Annotated in this window: 17 protein-coding genes, 1 tRNA gene and 1 other annotated feature; of the genes, 10 read left to right on the top strand and 8 right to left on the bottom strand. The window is 58.8% G+C overall.

What is annotated here, in order from left to right; all coding sequences use genetic code 11:
- Both VQ03_RS00265 and VQ03_RS00260 read left to right on the top strand, forming a co-directional pair.
- On the top strand, positions 1-1498 hold a 1498-nt coding region (locus VQ03_RS00265), incomplete at its 5' end, for a calcium-binding protein (RefSeq protein ID WP_048448836.1).
- 205 nt (positions 1499-1703) lie between these two features.
- Positions 1704-1994 carry a hypothetical protein gene (locus tag VQ03_RS00260; protein ID WP_048448835.1) on the top strand — a complete coding sequence of 97 codons (291 nt, stop codon included), beginning with the start codon at positions 1704-1706 and terminating at the stop codon, positions 1992-1994.
- A gap of 216 nt (positions 1995-2210) precedes the next feature.
- Here the strand turns inward: VQ03_RS00260 and VQ03_RS31310 are convergent, their stop codons facing one another.
- Positions 2211-2432, bottom strand: coding sequence for a hypothetical protein (locus VQ03_RS31310; protein ID WP_083467666.1), 222 nt, complete (start codon positions 2430-2432; stop codon positions 2211-2213).
- Between the two features lie 241 nt (positions 2433-2673).
- On the opposite strand from VQ03_RS31310, the gene VQ03_RS00245 reads away from it, so the two are divergent.
- From VQ03_RS00245 to VQ03_RS32505, 4 genes are all read left to right on the top strand, one after another.
- A protein-coding gene (locus VQ03_RS00245) for an IS3 family transposase (protein WP_157063879.1) occupies positions 2674-3902 on the top strand; the annotation gives its coding sequence in 2 pieces (ribosomal slippage) (positions 2674-2962 and positions 2962-3902; 1230 coding nt in all).
- Positions 2955-3071 (top strand) — a sequence feature (AL1L pseudoknot). It overlaps the preceding gene by 117 nt.
- A gap of 238 nt (positions 3903-4140) precedes the next feature.
- Positions 4141-6114 carry an ATP-binding protein gene (locus tag VQ03_RS00240; protein WP_157063878.1) on the top strand — a complete coding sequence of 658 codons (1974 nt, stop codon included), beginning with the start codon at positions 4141-4143 and terminating at the stop codon, positions 6112-6114.
- Between the two features lie 5 nt (positions 6115-6119).
- Positions 6120-6635 (top strand): phosphotransferase-like protein, encoded by a 516-nt coding sequence (locus tag VQ03_RS00235; RefSeq protein WP_048448830.1) that lies wholly within the window; start codon positions 6120-6122, stop codon positions 6633-6635.
- Between the two features lie 15 nt (positions 6636-6650).
- Positions 6651-7640 (top strand): HNH endonuclease, encoded by a 990-nt coding sequence (locus tag VQ03_RS32505; protein WP_157063877.1) that lies wholly within the window; start codon positions 6651-6653, stop codon positions 7638-7640.
- A gap of 38 nt (positions 7641-7678) precedes the next feature.
- On the opposite strand, the gene VQ03_RS31305 is transcribed toward VQ03_RS32505, so the two are convergent.
- Together VQ03_RS31305 and VQ03_RS00230 are read right to left on the bottom strand one after the other, a co-directional pair.
- The gene (locus VQ03_RS31305) at positions 7679-8362 is read right to left on the bottom strand and encodes a DUF4276 family protein (protein WP_083467665.1); all 684 of its coding nucleotides are present in this window, start codon (positions 8360-8362) and stop codon (positions 7679-7681) included.
- Positions 8359-9483 carry an AAA family ATPase gene (locus VQ03_RS00230; RefSeq protein ID WP_048448829.1) on the bottom strand — a complete coding sequence of 375 codons (1125 nt, stop codon included), beginning with the start codon at positions 9481-9483 and terminating at the stop codon, positions 8359-8361. Before VQ03_RS00230 ends, VQ03_RS31305 begins: the two co-directional genes overlap by 4 nt.
- A gap of 336 nt (positions 9484-9819) precedes the next feature.
- On the opposite strand from VQ03_RS00230, the gene VQ03_RS00225 reads away from it, so the two are divergent.
- The 3 genes from VQ03_RS00225 to VQ03_RS32495 all read left to right on the top strand — a co-directional run bounded on the left by VQ03_RS00225 (position 9820) and on the right by VQ03_RS32495 (position 10516).
- On the top strand, positions 9820-10194 hold the full coding sequence (locus VQ03_RS00225) for a transposase (protein ID WP_053078335.1): 375 nt from the start codon (positions 9820-9822) through the stop codon (positions 10192-10194).
- A gap of 10 nt (positions 10195-10204) precedes the next feature.
- Positions 10205-10402, top strand: a complete 198-nt coding sequence (locus VQ03_RS32500) for a hypothetical protein (RefSeq protein WP_157063876.1) — start codon at positions 10205-10207, stop codon at positions 10400-10402.
- A gap of 5 nt (positions 10403-10407) precedes the next feature.
- Positions 10408-10516 (top strand) — tRNA-OTHER (locus tag VQ03_RS32495).
- A 2-nt stretch (positions 10517-10518) separates the two neighbouring features.
- Here VQ03_RS32495 and VQ03_RS32490 read toward each other — a convergent pair.
- The 3 genes from VQ03_RS32490 to VQ03_RS33575 form a co-directional block, all read right to left on the bottom strand.
- Positions 10519-11286, bottom strand: a complete 768-nt coding sequence (locus tag VQ03_RS32490; protein ID WP_157063875.1) for a hypothetical protein — start codon at positions 11284-11286, stop codon at positions 10519-10521.
- Positions 11283-11831 carry a recombinase family protein gene (locus tag VQ03_RS31300; protein ID WP_083467664.1) on the bottom strand — a complete coding sequence of 183 codons (549 nt, stop codon included), beginning with the start codon at positions 11829-11831 and terminating at the stop codon, positions 11283-11285. The genes VQ03_RS32490 and VQ03_RS31300 overlap by 4 nt, the downstream gene beginning before the upstream one ends.
- A gap of 414 nt (positions 11832-12245) precedes the next feature.
- Positions 12246-12686, bottom strand: coding sequence for a ProQ/FINO family protein (locus VQ03_RS33575; protein WP_053078334.1), 441 nt, complete (start codon positions 12684-12686; stop codon positions 12246-12248).
- Positions 12687-13166: 480 nt separating this feature from the next.
- Between VQ03_RS33575 and VQ03_RS00215 the strand changes: the two genes are divergently transcribed.
- The gene (locus VQ03_RS00215) at positions 13167-13649 is read left to right on the top strand and encodes a hypothetical protein (protein WP_048448828.1); all 483 of its coding nucleotides are present in this window, start codon (positions 13167-13169) and stop codon (positions 13647-13649) included.
- Positions 13650-13754: 105 nt separating this feature from the next.
- On the opposite strand, the gene VQ03_RS31290 is transcribed toward VQ03_RS00215, so the two are convergent.
- Together VQ03_RS31290 and VQ03_RS00210 are read right to left on the bottom strand one after the other, a co-directional pair.
- Positions 13755-15518 carry a retron Ec67 family RNA-directed DNA polymerase/endonuclease gene (locus VQ03_RS31290; protein ID WP_083467668.1) on the bottom strand — a complete coding sequence of 588 codons (1764 nt, stop codon included), beginning with the start codon at positions 15516-15518 and terminating at the stop codon, positions 13755-13757.
- Positions 15519-15853: 335 nt separating this feature from the next.
- Positions 15854-16549: a DUF6118 family protein gene (locus VQ03_RS00210; RefSeq protein ID WP_157063874.1), complete on the bottom strand. Its 696-nt coding sequence runs from the start codon at positions 16547-16549 to the stop codon at positions 15854-15856.
- Positions 16550-16596 lie beyond the last annotated feature (47 nt).

The following is a 16596-nucleotide window of genomic DNA, read 5'->3' as shown; positions in this document are numbered from 1 at the left end:
CTTCAACGACATCTTGTACGGCAGCGCCGGCGACAACGTGCTGATGGGCGGCTCCGGCAACGACGCCATCTACGGACTGGACGGCAACGACAGGCTGGAAGGCGGCCGCGGTCTCGACACGCTGCGAGGGGATGGGGGCAACGACTCGCTCTATGGCGGCGACGAGGACGACGTCCTGGACGGCGGCTCCGGCAGCAACTTCCTCGATGGCGGCAACGGCACCGACACCGTCAGCTTCGGGAGTGCCGCCGTTGGCTACAGCATCGACCTGAACGCGCAGCGGGCCTGGACCAGCCAATACGCCGACACCCTGGCCTCGATCGAGAACGCAGTTGGTTCCGGCTTCAACGATACGATGTACGGCAGCGACGGCAACAACGTGCTGATGGGCCTGAACGGCGACGATGTTCTCTACGGCGGCGCGGGCGACGATGTCCTGCACGGCGGCGCGGGCAGCAACTTCCTCGATGGCGGCAACGGCAACGACTTCGTCAGCTTCGAGAGTGCCGCCGTTGGCTACAGCATCGACCTGAACGCGCAGCGGGCCTGGACCAGCCAATACGCCGACACCCTGGCCTCGATCGAGAACGCGGCTGGTTCCAGCTTCAACGATACGATGTACGGCAGCGACGGCAAAAACGTGCTGATGGGCCTGAACGGCGACGATGTTCTCTACGGCGGCGCGGGCGACGACGTCCTCCACGGTGGCGCGGGCAGCAACCGCCTCGATGGGGGCAACGGCAACGACACCGCCAGCTACGAGGGCGCCGATGGGGGCTACACGATCGACCTGGCCAACCAGCGGACCTGGAACGGTCGCGAGGGCGATGTGCTGTTCTCGATTGAGAACGCGACCGGCTCGTCCTTTAACGACAGCATTGTCGGCAGCGAGGGCGCCAACCTACTGCAGGGCCGAGGCGGTAACGACATCTACATTGTCGACAACGCGACTGATCGTGTCATTGAGGCAGCAGGTGAGGGCTACGACCGGGTATTGGCGCGCACGAGCTACACGCTGGCCACCGGGCAGGAGATCGAAGCACTCAACGCCGACGCCACTGGCAGCACGGCATCGATCGACCTGACCGGCAACGAGTTCGCCAATAGCTTGGAGGGCTCGTATGGGGCCAACCGCCTCGATGGTGGAGCCGGCGCCGACACGATGCGGGGTTATACGGGCAACGATACGTTCGTGTTTGCGAACGCGCTGGTGACAGGAGTCTTTGATCGGATCGTCGACTTTGGCACGAGTGCGGGGGACGACGACACCATCCAGCTGTCATCGAGCGTGTTCGGCCTGTCGACTGGTGCATTGGCATCAGGAGTGTTCAAGGACCTGAGCCAAGGAGCGGTGGATACGGACGACCGGATCCTGTACGATCGTAGCAGCGGCACCCTGTACTTCGACGCGGATGGCAGCGGCAGCGGCGCAGGGCTGCAGTTTGCTAGCCTCCACAACCGTGCAGTGCTAACGGCGGGCGACTTTATGGTGGCGTAGCACCCGGCCGGCTTCACCGACTGGGTGGCCGATGCCCCTGCGTGGCCGGCTGATGTGCCTGAGGTAATCGGCCCGCGTAATTGATCATCCCTTCGGGGACCTAAGGGGTCGGCCGTCCTGCGGCTTTAGCCTAGACGAAGGCCTCGCTGGCTCACGCTGGCGGGGCCTTTGCCATTCTAGGGCAATGGCGTGATAGGGTCAGCCGATGGACGACGCGATGTTCAACGACCTGACCCGCAGCCTTGAGCAGGCTGCCGCCCACACCCGCGGCGAGACCGTGCCCGGCCTGCGCGTCCTCGCCCCCTGCGAGGTCGACGTCGCGGCGATCCAGGGCCTCACCCTTGCGGCCCAGATCATCACCACCCCGGCCGGCCAGGAATTCGTGATCCTGCCGCGCCGCATCTACGACGCGCCGCTGCAGGGTTGCCCGCCGCTCATCCCCAAGTATCCACCTCAGGTGTCTCGCGGTAGTTCAGATTGGGCATGCCCTTTGTAAACCAGCCTCGGGGCGGCTACGGGACACTTATCAGACCGGCCAAACTGAACCAGTATCAGGTGAACCATCCCAACTGAACCGGCGCTCGCTCGCCGCATCTCATTATGCCCGCATAGGTATACCCGTACGGACGGGACCGGCCACGCATAGCTCGAGCATGGTCAGGTTTGGGAGCACTGGCGCCCCCAAGAGGGCCCCGACGGCTCATGGAGAGCTCTAAACGCCGTGTCGATCCTGGTCTGTCCGAGCAGCAGCCAGACGCAATGCGTCGCGCTCAGCTTCGAGAACGGTCAGGTGAGCTTGAAGCTCCTTGATCGTGGCGTGCAGCTCGCCGGCATCGACAGCCAGCTCCACGCACTGCTCCTGCGCCTCGGCGAGGGCGAACCGCAGCTTGGCGTTCTCGACAGCGAGGGCGAGCAGATCGGTTTCAACACTCATGCATGGTTTGCCCTGGCTCGGATCGGGTCGAGCCGCATCGTAGAAGGGAGCGGCGACTACGGCAGGTCAGGGCACAGCCGCCGCTCTCGCCGGTTCGGGAAGCCCCTGTTCGGCTCTCGGTTGAAGTCAACCAAGCGCGGTTAACGAAACGTAGCGCCTGGGTAGCTGGGCTGCTCAGGTGTGAGGACTACTGAACCGCCCCGGATTTCCCGGAGGCTCCAACTTCTGAGAGGATGGAGCCATGACGAAGCGAACAGCCCCGTTTTCCCCCGAGGTGCGCGAACGCGCGGTGCGGATGGTGCGCGACCATGGGGGCGAGCACGGCTCACAATGGTCGGCGATCCAGTCGATAGCCGCGAAGATCGGTTGCTCGGGCGAGACGCTGAGGAACTGGGTGCGCCAGTCCGAGCGGGATCAGGGTGTGCGTCCGGGCCAGACGACGGACGAGCGCGAGCGGATCAAGGCGCTTGAACGTGAGAACCGCGAGTTGCGCCAGGCCAACGAGATCCTGCGCAAGGCGAGCGCATATTTTGCCATGGCGGAGCTCGACCGCCGGTCGCGGCCATGATCAGCTTCATCGACGATCATCGAAAGGCTTACGGGGTCGAGCCGATCTGCAGGGTGCTGCCGATTGCCCCGTCGACCTACTATGTGCATGCCGCCCGACGTGCTGCTGCTGAGAAGCAACCGGCTCGTGCCCGCAGTGACGCTGCGTTGATGATCGAGATCCAGCGCGTGTTCGAGGCCAACTTCCGCGTCTACGGCGTGCGCAAGATCTGGCGGCAACTGGCCCGGGAGGGGATCGTGACCGCGCGATGCACGGTGGCGCGGCTGATGCGCAGGATGGGCTTGGCGGGGGTGGTGCGCGGCAGGACCGTACGCACCACGATCCCCGACCCGGCCGCAGCCTGCCCGCTCGATCGGGTCAACCGCCACTTCAAGGCTCCGCGGCCGAACGCCTTGTGGGTCAGCGACTTTACGTACGTGGCGACCTGGTCGGGCTTCGTGTACGTGGCCTTCGTCATCGATGTGATCGCCCGGCGCATCGTCGGCTGGCGGGCCTCACGCAGCGCTCATGCAAGCTTCGTTCTGGATGCTCCGGAGCAAGCACTGCACGAGCGTCGTCCCGTCCAAGGTGGTGGCCTCGTGCATCACTCGGATCGTGGTTCGCAATACTTGGCTTTGCGCTATACCGAGCGCTTGGCTGGAGCCAGTATCGAGCCGTCGGTCGGTAGTGTCGGCGACAGCTACGACAATGCTCTCGCGGAGACGATCAACGGCTTGTTCAAGGCAGAGGTGATCCATCGGCGCGGCCCGTGGCGCTCCTTCGAGGCGGTCGAGTACGCCACCCTGGAATGGGTCGACTGGTACAACCACCGCCGCCTGCTCGCGCCGATCGGCCACGTCCCTCCCGCCGAGGCCGAAGCGCGCTACTATGCTAACGTCGGCGACCAAGCCCTGGCCGCCTGACCCAAGACAAAAAGCCTCCGATAATCCCGGAGCGGTTCACCTCCGGGCGGCAATGGCCGACCTGTTGGATCTCGGCGCTGCGTCGGGCCGCATCCCCTGGAATGCGGTCCAGGCCGACCATCCGGTCGGCGCTGACTTTGCACGGTGGAAGTGTGACACTCGCCACCTTTCACCGCTTACGACTGCTCGGTAGTGTTGGTGGGCAAGCGGGGCAGAGCCACGCGGCGGGGGCGGAACCGTGGCAAACCTCGAAAGCGACATCGTTGGTCGGGTGAACCGGCTTGCCCTACGGCCTACTGAGAAGAACGCCCTCCTGCCGCTCATGGAGGCCGTCAGCAACTCGGTTCATTCGATCACCGAGCTCTACGATGACAAGGCGGCTGCCAAAGGTCAGATCGTGGTCCGCGTTCATCGGCAAGGCGACGTGCTGGAGGGCAGGGTTGTCGGGTTCGATATCGAGGACAACGGGATCGGCTTCACTGACGACAATTTCCGGTCCTTCAAGACGCCTGACTCTCGGTGGAAGGAGCAACGCGGCGGCAAGGGCGTCGGACGCCTGGCATGGCTTAAGGTGTTCGACCGGATCTCCGTCGATAGCACTTACGAGGGCAAAAAGGGCTGGGCGCGGCGGGCCTTCGATTTTCGGCTGGCCGACGAGGACCAGATCCTTGAGAAAGACCTGCCCGTAGCGGAGAAGCGGCATCGCACGGTCATCAGTTTCCGGGGCTTCAAGGCCGCGTATGAGAACCGCTGCCCTGCCAAGCTTGGCGTCATCGAGAACCGGATCGCCGCGCACTTCGTCCCGCTGTTCGTAGCCGGGAACGCGCCACATGTGACGGTCGAGGACGACGGCGATACCGATATCCAGACGCTGTTCGCTGAGAGCATCGTGGACCAGACCACCTCCGACATCATGATTGGCGAGGGAGAGGAGGCGTTTCCCCTCACGGTGTGGTCGCTTAAATGCGACAAGCGGATGCGGTTCGATCCCCCGGCGTTCAACTTCGCTTTCATCGCGGGCGATAGCCGGTCGGTGATCGACTACGCCATTGATGAGCAGCTGGGCCTCAAGGCGCTCGACAAGGAGCACGTCTACATCGCCTGCGCGTCGAGCCCCTACCTCGATCAGAAGGTCAACAGCGAGAGGACGGCATTCACGCTGGACCCCTCCGAGGTGGACGAGATCAAGCGCGGGGTGGCGTCCGCTGCACGGCACTACCTGAGGCCCTACATTCAGGAGGCTTTGGCCCGAAAGGTCGAGGCAACCCGCGAGCTGATCGCAGAGAATCCGCAATTCCTCTACCTCGCCGACAACGTGGACAATTTTGCCGAAAGCCTACAGCCCAACTCGTTCGGCAAGGAAGAAATCTTTCTAGAGATGTCCCGTGCGCGTTACCGCAGGCAAAAGAAATTCGTATCGATTGAGAAGGCAATCAAGACAGGCGACTTGCTGAAAGGCCCACTAGTCGAGAAAGTCGAGGAATACACGGCATACATTGCCGATGAAAAGAAGGGCGCACTTGCCGAGTACGTCACCAAGCGCAAGGCCGTTCTGGATATCTTTGAAACCCTCCTCGAATATACCGACCCTGAAAAGGAGACGTACAGTAAGGAGGACGCCCTTCATCAGCTTTTCTGCCCCATGAGGATCGACTCCAAAGGTCTGACCATAGAGGATCATAACCTTTGGCTGCTCGATGACCGGCTCGCTTTTTTCAATTTCTTCGCCTCTGACCAACAGCTCAATCAATACACCACCCTTGAGAGCGAGGAACGGCCAGACCTCGCGTTTTTCTACAACTCGTGCGTGGCGTGGCGAGAGCGGGAAAACCCCGATACGGTCGTTCTTGTCGAGTTCAAGCGCCCCATGCGCGAAGACTATAGCAAGGGCAAAGACCCGGTTCAGCAGGTTCTAAGCTACGTCGAGCGGCTGCAACATCCGGAAGGCGAGGTGGACATTCGGGGCCGCGCCATTCTCGGCATTGGCCCGAACACCTCATTCCATTGCTATATCGTAGCCGATATCACACCCCAGCTCAGGGAAAAGATGATCGGCCGGTTTGTCAGGACCCCGGACGGGAAGGGATATTTCGGCTACTCAACCAACCCAGCTGCCTTTGTCGAGGTTATTCCGTTCGGGAAGGTGCTGCACGACGCTCGGCTGCGAAACTCGATCTTCTTCCAAAAGCTCGGCATCACAAACACAGGCTGAGGGCTATGGCAGGCCGCATCATTGTCATCATGGGGACTTCCAGCGCAGGCAAAACTACGCTGATAAAGGCCCTACGAGAGGACATGCCGGAGCCGTTCTGCCTCTACTCCGCAGACCAGCTCACGGACGGCAATTTCGCGGCGGTGAGCCAGGTGCGGGACCGGAGCGCCCCGGAAGAGTTGGCGGCCTTCCATAGGGGCTTCAGCCGGTCCGTGGTGGCCTTCGCGGACGCAGGCAACGATCTGATCGTCGAGTTGGTGATCGAGACGCAGGAGCAGGCGCAAGATCTGAAGGAGGCTCTTGCAGGGCATGACGTGTTCTGGGTGTGGGTTTCAGCTCCAAAGCCCGAACTAGAGCGCCGCGAGAAGGAGCGGGGGGATCGCCGCACTGGTGCCGCGCTCCACTATCTCAGCCACAAGGCGTTCCTGACGTACGACCTTGAGGTTGATACCACAGAGCTGATGGAGGACAACGTGTTCAAGATCGCTGACGCGTGGCGAAACAGACGCTCTCCTGCCTAATTCCAAGAGGACAAGATGCGGGACAATCCGACCGAGCGTCTTTTCGCTAGTGAGGTGGAGTTCACATACTTCCTAGCAAATTTAATGAACGACAATCCCAGCTTTTCCGACATTTCAGTCGACACGATCATAGGCTCACGCAGCAGTGAGACCAAGGACCGCCTCGCACGCGCTGATATAATAGCTGTTCGCACTAAGCAAAATGGTAAGAATGAAACTCTTATTATAGAATGCAAAAACCGGCCTCTGTATGGGCAAGAAATTGACCGTGCTTTAGAGCAGATAGCCCGATATGGAGTTTTACGCCCATCCTCGCGCCTTGTACTTGCCCTTCCCGGACAGCTTGCTGACGAGGACGCCGTAAGGGTTCGAACAGCAGGTATTGAGCTCTGGGACCTGGCGACAATAGGAGTGATTTTTCGGTCCCAGCTGCTCCGATTGTCATCACCCACCTCGGCAGCATTCATTGGTGAGGCAGAAACTCCGGCTTCCGCTTTCATCAGGGAGCTACAAGCTTGCGAACCCGGAAAGAAGATGTGGTCGATCTATCAAGATTTGATCGGAAGGATTTTAGAACATTGCTTTTGCCCGCCGCTCAACCCTCCGCTTGGCGAGTCACCAGATGTATCAGGGGTAAATCAGCGTGATTTTGTACTAGCAAATTTTGCAGAAACCGGTTTTTGGACCAGCATCAGAACTCGATACGCAGCCGATTACATCGTTGCTGACGCCAAGAATTACGTCGGACATGTCAAAAAGAAAGAAGTTCTTCAAATCGCAAACTACCTCAAGCATTATGGCACCGGGCTTTTCGGCATGATCCTTTGCCGAACGGGAGGGGATGCCTCCGCCACTCAGACGGTCCGTGAACAGTGGGCGCATTACCAGAAGATGATCTTGATACTCGATGACACGCACATAGTAGCCATGCTCAACGCGTCTGTACGAGGTGACGCAGCTTCAGTTTTAGCCAAGGAGATACAAGAATTCAGGCTTAGCATGTAAACCGAAATCACAATAGGAGAAGGCCTCGGTAGCGAAGTCTAGGCCCGAACTGTGGCACGCTCCAACTCTGTCAACCAAGCGCCGAAGTGGGGGCAGCGCGCGCGCAGGGTAGGAAGCCCGATCTCCATCGCAACTAGGGTGCCAGCTACGACCTTGCTATATTCAGGGATATAACGAAGGATGCGCTTGGACGGGGCTGTCTCTGCGCCATCGTTTACTGCTTCAGGTGCGAGATCAGCGATTTCAGCGCGCAGGGCTGCGACAGCGTCAGTACGGTCCGGATAGAAATGGATAAGGGCCTCAGGCTCGGCTAATAATAGTGCCTCGTACTCGTGGAGCTGGAGATTAGGTGTGAAGCGCCACAAACCGTCTCTGCTGATATCAGCATAAAAGGCCGCCTCTAAAGCTGTAACTCGCACGTCAGCTTTTCCTTGCGGACCCTCGCCCGCGCTCGGGAAATCCGCTGGCAGTGCATACAGATCGAGCATGGTAGTGAACCAAGTGTCTTCACCATGCATCTGCTGCATCATTTGACAGATGAAGCGGCGAGCCTTCCCGTAATCGACCCAGCCGCCTTTGTGCTGACGAGCGTTCGAACCGCGCTTATTGGGAAGGATCAGCGGCGTCACCATAACCTCGAGCGGCAAGAAATGCGGCGCGAGGATATTGTTGACGAAGGCCTCTTCTGTCTGACCTTCGCAGAAGATGTATAGCCGCATCATACTTCGGTCGCCGCAGTGGAGCGCGGACGGCCTCCGAGCATGTTCATATCCCAAAGTTCACCGAGTGAATATTCGTCAAGCCAACGCTCGAAATGCTCCTGCGGTAGTCGGCGCAGGCGCGACGCGCCGTCTTGGCGTTCAACGACTATGATGTCTTCGACGTTGAACTCGTTCAAAAACTCTGGCGATTGAGTCGCCACGAAGCATTGCCGACTGACCGAGGCCGCATGAACCAAGCCAGCAACCACCCTGACCGCAGCAGGATGAAGTCCCAGCTCCGGCTCGTCGAGAACAATCATAGACGGAAGCAGTTGCGGCGGCTGGAGAAGCAGGGTCAAAAGCGCGACGGCGCGGATCGTGCCATCCGACATCTGATGAGGTCCAAAAACCAGATCCGACCGCGTCTCGCGCCAGCGCAGCAGCACACGCTCGCCCTCTGGCTCAAGCACGAAGTCTTCAAAAAACGGCGCGATCTGCCTTAGCGTTTCACAGATACGCCGGTAGTAGGACGGATATTGATCATGCAGGCGTAATAGGAACGCTGCTAAGTTGCTGGCATCTCCACGCAGGTAACGATTGTCCTCTACGAGCCATCGTTGCTTCACGCGAGCCTCGCTCGACGTGTCGTGGAACTGGTAGACCTGCACTCCCCGAAGAAGTGAGAGAATTGTCCTCTGCGTCTTACGCGCCGCCTCCTGCGGCGCATCAAGCAGTTTCGGTGCAGTATGGCCGACGCCGAGATCTATCCAACGCGGGTTTGTAGGCTTCCCGGCAGCCGAAAAGCGACAACGCTCGCGCTCAAAGTAGAAGCTATCACTAGCTGCGTAGTCAAGTTCGAACTCGTAGTCATTGGTGCCCTGGACTGTCTCCAGCATCAAGTGTGCACGGATAGCCGTCGTTATCTTTGGTCCATTGTGGAGCAGCGAACTGGCTCCCCCTGTCTGGGCAACGTACCGGGCCAATCCCTGCTCTGTGGACAGCATGAAGGAGAGCATGCGGAAGAAGGCTATGAGGTTCGATTTCCCGGCGCCATTGGGACCGATCAGGATGTTGACTGGCCGAAAGTCCAGCTTCTCGGAAGCGATCGAGCGAAATCCGTCGAGTTCGAGCTTCGACAACAAGACGCGGGGGGCACCTGCCTCACCACCCGCTCCAATTCGGCCAGTTGGCATATTACACTCCAGCCGGACGAGATCGCACAAAGCCGTCCAAGCGGCAAACCATCCGTGCCTCGCGTGGACACGCTGCGTCGCTCTAGAGGCTGTCGGGAGCCTGCGCCAGCCCCTATCCCTAGTTCACGAATATCCCAGTTGGCCTTAGGGAGGGGGACGAGGCCGGTTTGATCAGGCCGCAAGCCCCGCTGCGCGAGGGCCAGTGGCTCGCAGCCGCCTGGGACAGAAGCCCCTTTGCCGCCAGCACGGCAGCTGGCGTGGCTGCCCGTACAGCCGACCTTGGTCATGGATGAGGGCGACGCGGCTGTGGTAAGCCGCGTTGAGCAGGACGACACCGCGTGCGCCGTCACGGGTCTGGCCCGCCGCTCTACCGCACTCGTGCGCGCCGCCGGGAAGAGCAAGACTATCGCCGACGATCAGGACGCCGCTGCGGACATCGACACCTGGATCGGGCAGGCCCGGACCTGTGATGCTCCTGCCATCGCGACGTTCGCGTCGGGACTAGACGCTGACATCGCTGCCGTCCGGTCTACTCTGACGGAGCCCTGGAGTAGCGGCCAGGCCGAAGGCCAGATCAACCGGCTCAAGCTCATCAAGCGCCAATGCTACGGACGGGCAGGCCTCGATCTTCTAAAGCGCCGCATGGTTCTGGCCGCCTGATCCACGCAAAGTGAGCAAGAACCACCGATCCGGGGCAATCCCACGCTACCGGGGTGAGAAAGCACAGACCGCGAGCGCTTATCAACTCGGCAGGCTGGTCGACAAGCTCAAGGAGATCGAGCCCACAATAGCGAAGGGCAAGAAGTTCAAAGGCAAGCGACTGGCGGAGGCCGAGACTCCGGCGAAACCATCCGCCAGCGCTAGCTAAGAGATCGCGACGTAGCTTAACGGAAAGAGCGCCCGCCGCACTGCGAAACTTCTAGGGTCACGCCGGGGGTCTAGGGGCGGGGAGATGCGGGTTCAACTCCCGCCGTCGTGCCCACGTCAAAAAGGGATGTCGTCGTCAAACGGAGATGGATCGGGCTTAGAAGACGCGTTTCCTCCATTGTTCGATCCCTGCCGATTCGGTGGGCCAGGAATACGCTTCGGCGGGGCAGGCAAGCGACTTTGCCTCTCCTCTATGCCGTTGGCGGCTCGCAACAATCCGGCAATCGAGTCAAGCCATTTCCGAATAGGTCTTAGCTTAGCCTCGGCCTTTCCAGCGATCGTTGCGGCTTCAACAACAAGCGCTCCAATTGCCTCGTACCTTGCCCGATCGCGATCAACCTCAATCGAAAACGCATTAAGGCGACTCAAAAGTTTCTCTTTGCGATCGAGGGGTAATTCTATTCCTTCAATTGTCGTCTTAATTTTTGTAATATAATCTCTAATCTTTGATCGAGTATCTTTATCCAATCTAACTGATGATTTTCTACTAGATTGCGCGTGACGAACTTTAATTAGTACGATTGCGCTATCAATATCGTATTTTATTTTCTGAAAATTTTCGGGATTGCTGGCCTCATATGGGCTATTGATCCATTGCAATAAGATCTCTAAATCTAGAGCTGTAACCGACGATAATACACCATTAATGTAAGTTTGCATGAAGTGATTATAGGCCGTCCAATATCGGTTTTGATCTTCTTCGCTCAGTTTCTCAAGTTGTTGATCGAGCCGTGCGCGAAATATCTTTTCATAGTGCAGGAACGCGAGCTCATCATCATCAGGGCGATCCATAAACTCGTCTTCAACCAGGTGGTCGTGTGTCATTTTGCTAATCTCGAAATGGTCTGACGGCTGACATTGAAGCTACGGCCAATGCTGGCTGGCGACTCGCCGTCAATATCTCGACGTGAGATCGCCTCGCGCTGCTGATGCAGGGTCAACTTGGGTTTTGGCCCGAACTTGACTCCATCTGCTTTCGCTTTGGCCCGTCCGGCCGCAGTCCATTCCCGGAGCCGCTTATGCTCTAGTTTCGCTGCCAATCCGAGGACCGCCAGCACCACGTTGGCGAGGTCGCTGGTCGTGTCGATGATCGGCTCAGCGATTGAGCGCAGCCCGACGCCAGCCGCCTTCAGGTCGCGGGCGATGGTCAGGAGGTCGGCGGTGTCCCGACTCAAACGGTCGGTCGCCGGGATGATGACGGTATCGCCTCGGCCAACGGCTTCGAGGAGCTTCTTCAGTTGCGGGCGTTGGGTGTTCAGCCCGGACAGCTTATCGTGAAGGATGCGCTCGCACCCAGCGGCTTCGAGTTGGCCGATCTGGGTGGCAAGGTCTTGGGCGTTGGTCGAGACACGGGCATATCCGAAAATCATGCCCGCATCTTGGCTGGGATTTATGGACGAGAAAAGTGCTTTTCGATCAAGGGCCGGGGAGGGTGTCCATAAATTGTGAGTTATGAGCACTGGTGAAGGGACTGTCTTGGAAGCTGGTTCAATACGCCCCCCTTATGCGAGGGCGAGCACGATCCGGAGAGGCGGTGTAGACGCCCTCCGGGGCGTCGAAGCCGCCGGCAACCCAGCGCCAGGCGACTGGGCCGGGGTCAAGGCCCTTGCGGCCTTGAGGCCGGTTCGGGCGACTGGCCCCCCCCACTCAGCAAACTTGGCCGCAGGCCTCTGTGTGTCGCGTCAGTCGACCGTCACCCGGAGGGCCGAAACCGCGCAGCGGGTTCGGGGAGCCGCCGCAGGCGGCGAGTAGGGCGCGGCCCGAAGGGGACGCCCCTCTGGACCTCAGCCCCCCTGTGAACCCGACGGCGCAGCCTCTTCGGTTGGACCTCCAGCCTCAGCGCCAGCGGCAGCCGCAGCGAGTGCAGCGGCCGCCTTGCGCTGGCGGGCCCTCTCTTGGTCGACCTCGCAGTTGCGCTGCATGTCGTGCCGATCCTTCTCGCTCACCGGCTCGACCGGGTTGCCGTCGAGGTCGTAGCGCATCGATCCGGGCTGGGCGACCGCGTGCCGATAGCTGAAGCTGCGCACGTAATTTCGGATCGCCCGCTCACAGACATTGACCGCCACCTCGGGCCTGCGGCGGGCGAGGATCTCGGGACCGAGACCGACCTGAAAGGGGCGCAGGGGATCGCCCAGTGCGGCCGGGAGGACGCCGATCGGCGCCATGAGAAGGGCGTTGAGCGTCTGGGCTCGGGCGAGGACAGCGGGCCCGGCGGTGCTCGGCACCCGGCTTCTCACCCATGGACGGAACGGCCGAGCCTGCTTGACGGGCGCGTCTGTCACCGCAGCCGGAGCGACCGGCGCGGGCACGACCTGGACAGACTCGACACATGGGCTGGATGCAGCGGCGGTGTCCACCGCGGGCCGCTCCGGAACAGCCTGCTGAGACGGGGCAGGTACCTTGCCCTTGAGGGTCAGCGTCGGCCGCGCAGGCCGGGCCGGCACGACGGCGGGCGTGCGAGGAGCAGCAAGCTCAGGGCCTCGGCGGGGCTCACGTCCAGTCTGCATCGGGGCTCAATCCGAGGGCTGCCGAGTCGGCCAGTATCCGACTCGTCGCATCGGACCCCAGTCGAGCCAGGGCATGCCGCTGTGTCAATTCGGGCAGCGCGTCGGTACGACGGGTCTCGATGCAATCGCACCAAAGGGCTACACAAGCGCCGCCGGACAGGCACCGCCTACACATCTCCTTCAGCTCATGATCGCGTAATGCCCACCCTGTCCGATCGCCAGCGTGTCGAGCTCGCGATCCCGGCCTACCTCCTCTATGCCCTCACCGCCGCGCCTGGCGTGTTCGTCCCGGCCGATCCGGACCTGGCAGCGCGAGCGGAAGCCGACATCGCCGCTCTGCGCGCCGACCTACAGGCCGCGCTCCTCGAGCCCTTCGGTGACCTCACCGAGAAGAAACAGTGTGCCCTCCTGCGCCGTGTCGAGCGCATCGGAAAGGGCGTGATCACCGGATGGGGCAACCGGCCGGCGCTGAGCGTGATGCTGACGCTCTGGTACTTCGTGAAGGACCTGACCGACCGGGAGGTGCTGATCCTGTGGGAGGGCTCGGCGATGGAGCGGGCGACGAGCCGGCTGCTGCCGATGTTCGCGCACGGCTTCGACGAGCAGAAGCGCGATGCCACCGCCCAGGAGCAGGCCCGGCAGCTGCTCGCTTGTCTACAGACAGAAGGGCTGTATGACTGATAGTAATTGGCATCTCGTTGAATAAATAAATAGCTATGTCGATGCAAAATCGCGATTTACGGCGATAGTTTTGAAAAAATTATGGGGTATAATTTGCGACAAAGCTCAAGATTTTACATGTGAAGAGGCGCTTGCTGACGGATTAGATTTATAATGAGCGATTACTTTTGTAATACGCTCAAGTAGTGGAACAAAAAGTGAAAAATCTATTTTGTCGTAATTAGCTCTCACTACCTTATCAGCAAAAACCATCTTGCCATATTGAGTCGAAGTATCTTTATCATCTTTGCGATTAAAAGTTTTACCATCTACTTTTGTTGCTAAAGTAGCGGCATCAAACAAATCTTCCATGCATGATTCTCCCGTCAGACCAATCTCAGGCGTTTTAATTAAATATAAATTATGACAAAGATGATAAAATGGCTCCTTGCTACTGTAGTTGATATCGATTTTTCCATTCAATTTATTTGCTTGAGGAAATACGCTTCCCTTTTGTCCCGAATCATTATCCACCAGAACAATCACCGGGTGTTTCATCGATCTATATTTATAATTGTAAACCGCACCTCGATAATGCGCAATAAAATTAGCAATATTGCCACTGCCGCCACTAAGCTCAAGAATGTTGTGCTCTATACGAGAATGCTTTAAGAATTTAACTTTTGAACGCAACTCCCCTTTTTTGACATCTGCTAGAACCGGAAAGGCCGGATATAGTGCCTTAAGAGCACTTCTCAAATAAATATTATCCGTCTTCCCCTCGCAAACGATCAAAGGAGCGTCTAGATTTATAAAATGACGGAAATACAAAAACTTTTTGTATAGATGGCGGTATGCTGGATATTTGATTTTGTTGCTCTTCTGCTTAAGTTCTTCAGGTTCGGTTGAGCGCGTTAACTGTAAGTTTTTAATATGGTAAATATGACTTAATATTCCCTCTAAAACGCTTGGAGTATCAATGAGCTTTGGTCGAGGGCCTTCTACTCCAAATACAAATTCCATTTCGTTATAATATACACCGTGATTAAAAAACGAACTGCACATCTTTCTAGCATGGCGATAATACGAAGCGCGAATGTTCACCTTTTCATTTACAGTGAGTCCTGTAACGAGTTGTTGGCTTGGGCGGCTTTGCATGCGCGTTTTCTGATGATTGATAGTGAATCCTGTACGCACTATCTCGCCAGTCAATCGATTGCCTAAAACCCAGTTTCCTGGTTCATCGGGAACCTGGGTCGCAATGTCAGGCGGAAATTGCTTTTGATTTGTTGAAAATGTCAGATCGTCTGCATAGCGCGAGTATGTGCATGTATTAGACTTGGCCAGTCGGGCCATACGTACATCAAGTAGATGTGCGATTAAATTAGAAATAATAGGTGAACTTGGGCTGCCCTGAGGCAGTTTCCCTTGAAAACATGCAATCTGCGCTATGAGCGTCGCTGCTTTGATCGGGAGTTGAAAATCTCGATTGTTTATGAAATACCCGCGGACCCGACCAAAATTAATAGTAGGAAAGAAATCCTCAAGGTCCAGATTGAGAACATATCTTCTGTTTTTATGCGCCCAAGCGTTTGTAAATATGGATCGATCTGGCTCAAATCCATGGGAAAGTGTTGATAACGGCTTCTTATCGTGAATTTCCTTCCGACAATCAGCGAGGACATTTGCCAGCCGTTTCTGAAGGCGTTTTAGCTTTTCAGTTGGTGCATGAATTGTCCGAACACCACCAGATGCCTTAGCAATTGTAAATGTCTGATACTTTTCCGCATCAGTCATTTTGAAGAGAATGAACGCTAATGCGGCTGGCTTATAACCTAAAGCCGCAGCGAACCGATCGATTGTCGAAGCTGATTTGAGTTGTGACAGCATTTTTCTACGAGAGGTGGCGGCTTACAGGCACTCCTATGCGTAGGCCATCAGCCCATAATGTCCCATATCCATGATCGTCAGTCGGAGAGCAAACGCCGCCTGACATTGTTTCATATATCGCGATACGCGATAACAAATCTGCCTGTAAGCCGATCCAACCTTAGCAGGCGAAGGCGCCGAGTCAACGCGATTGGGCGGCAACCATATCGCCCTACCCTCATAATTTAACATATGATAATGTCATTTATCAGACATAGTGTTCGCGGGATTTGCTCCGGCGAAGACTCTCCAAGAAGGAGATTGAGGACCAGAGTAGGAATGTCAATCTGGACCCATCAGGGGCGGATCATCTCCAGGCTCCGGCCCGGCACCGGCACAACCAGGGTGCAGCTCTGCTCCAGTCCGGTCTTCGCCACAGCCGCCCGGCACGACGCCACCGTCGCAGCGTTCGCTCGCACGAGTTCCTGGGCCGCGTAGAGCCACTCGGCCGACTCAGGGTTGGCGAAGGCCATCAGGCGGGTGCCCGCATCCCAGGTGCGTTCGCCCATCACCGTCGCCGCCGTCCGCTCCGCCAACGAGAACGGCAGGAACCGCGGCACCGCCAGCGTCAGAACCACCCCCACCAGGATCCCCGCCGCGCCGGTACCCCCGAGCCACGCAGTCCGCCGCCGCCTCGCTTGCCACCGCTCGCGCTCACGCGCCTGGCGGGTGTCGATCAGGCTGTCGACCCGATCCAGGATCCGCCTCTGCTCGTTGAACTGCTCCACCATCTTGCCGGCGTCCTGCCGCAGAGCCGGCGCCCGCTCGACCGCCAGCAGGCGGTCGCTCACCGCATCGAGCCCCTGCACCAGGCGCCCGAGATCCGTCCGATAGTCGACCGGCGCTCCCTGCGCCTCGAGCTGGTCGAGCACAGCTCCCACCCCTCGGCCGATCGTCGTCAGCTGCCCGGACAGGGCCTCCACCTGCGCCCGCAACGCCTCGAAGGCCGCAGCCGCGTCGCCCTCCTCCCCCGCGTCCGGATCGGGAGCCACGCCCGCGATACTCCCAGATCGGCTATCGTGGTGTCCGTCGTCCCGCA

Source organism: Methylobacterium tarhaniae (genome assembly GCF_001043955.1).
GTDB lineage: Bacteria > Pseudomonadota > Alphaproteobacteria > Rhizobiales > Beijerinckiaceae > Methylobacterium > Methylobacterium tarhaniae.
Note: the sequence above shows the minus strand (reverse complement) of the source record. Positions and strands in the feature narration are given on the sequence as shown.

Excerpts from the sequence above, each read along its gene's own strand:
- VQ03_RS00260 (WP_048448835.1), top strand. The coding sequence starts at position 1,704 with ATGGACGACGCGATGTTCAACGACCTGACCCGCAGCCTTGAGCAGGCT.
- VQ03_RS31310 (WP_083467666.1), bottom strand. The coding sequence starts at position 2,432 with ATGAGTGTTGAAACCGATCTGCTCGCCCTCGCTGTCGAGAACGCCAAG.
- VQ03_RS00235 (WP_048448830.1), top strand. The coding sequence starts at position 6,120 with ATGGCAGGCCGCATCATTGTCATCATGGGGACTTCCAGCGCAGGCAAA.
- VQ03_RS32505 (WP_157063877.1), top strand. The coding sequence starts at position 6,651 with ATGCGGGACAATCCGACCGAGCGTCTTTTCGCTAGTGAGGTGGAGTTC.
- VQ03_RS31305 (WP_083467665.1), bottom strand. The coding sequence starts at position 8,362 with ATGATGCGGCTATACATCTTCTGCGAAGGTCAGACAGAAGAGGCCTTC.
- VQ03_RS00225 (WP_053078335.1), top strand. The coding sequence starts at position 9,820 with ATGGATGAGGGCGACGCGGCTGTGGTAAGCCGCGTTGAGCAGGACGAC.
- VQ03_RS32490 (WP_157063875.1), bottom strand. The coding sequence starts at position 11,286 with ATGACACACGACCACCTGGTTGAAGACGAGTTTATGGATCGCCCTGAT.
- VQ03_RS31300 (WP_083467664.1), bottom strand. The coding sequence starts at position 11,831 with ATGATTTTCGGATATGCCCGTGTCTCGACCAACGCCCAAGACCTTGCC.
- VQ03_RS00215 (WP_048448828.1), top strand. The coding sequence starts at position 13,167 with ATGCCCACCCTGTCCGATCGCCAGCGTGTCGAGCTCGCGATCCCGGCC.
- VQ03_RS31290 (WP_083467668.1), bottom strand. The coding sequence starts at position 15,518 with ATGCTGTCACAACTCAAATCAGCTTCGACAATCGATCGGTTCGCTGCG.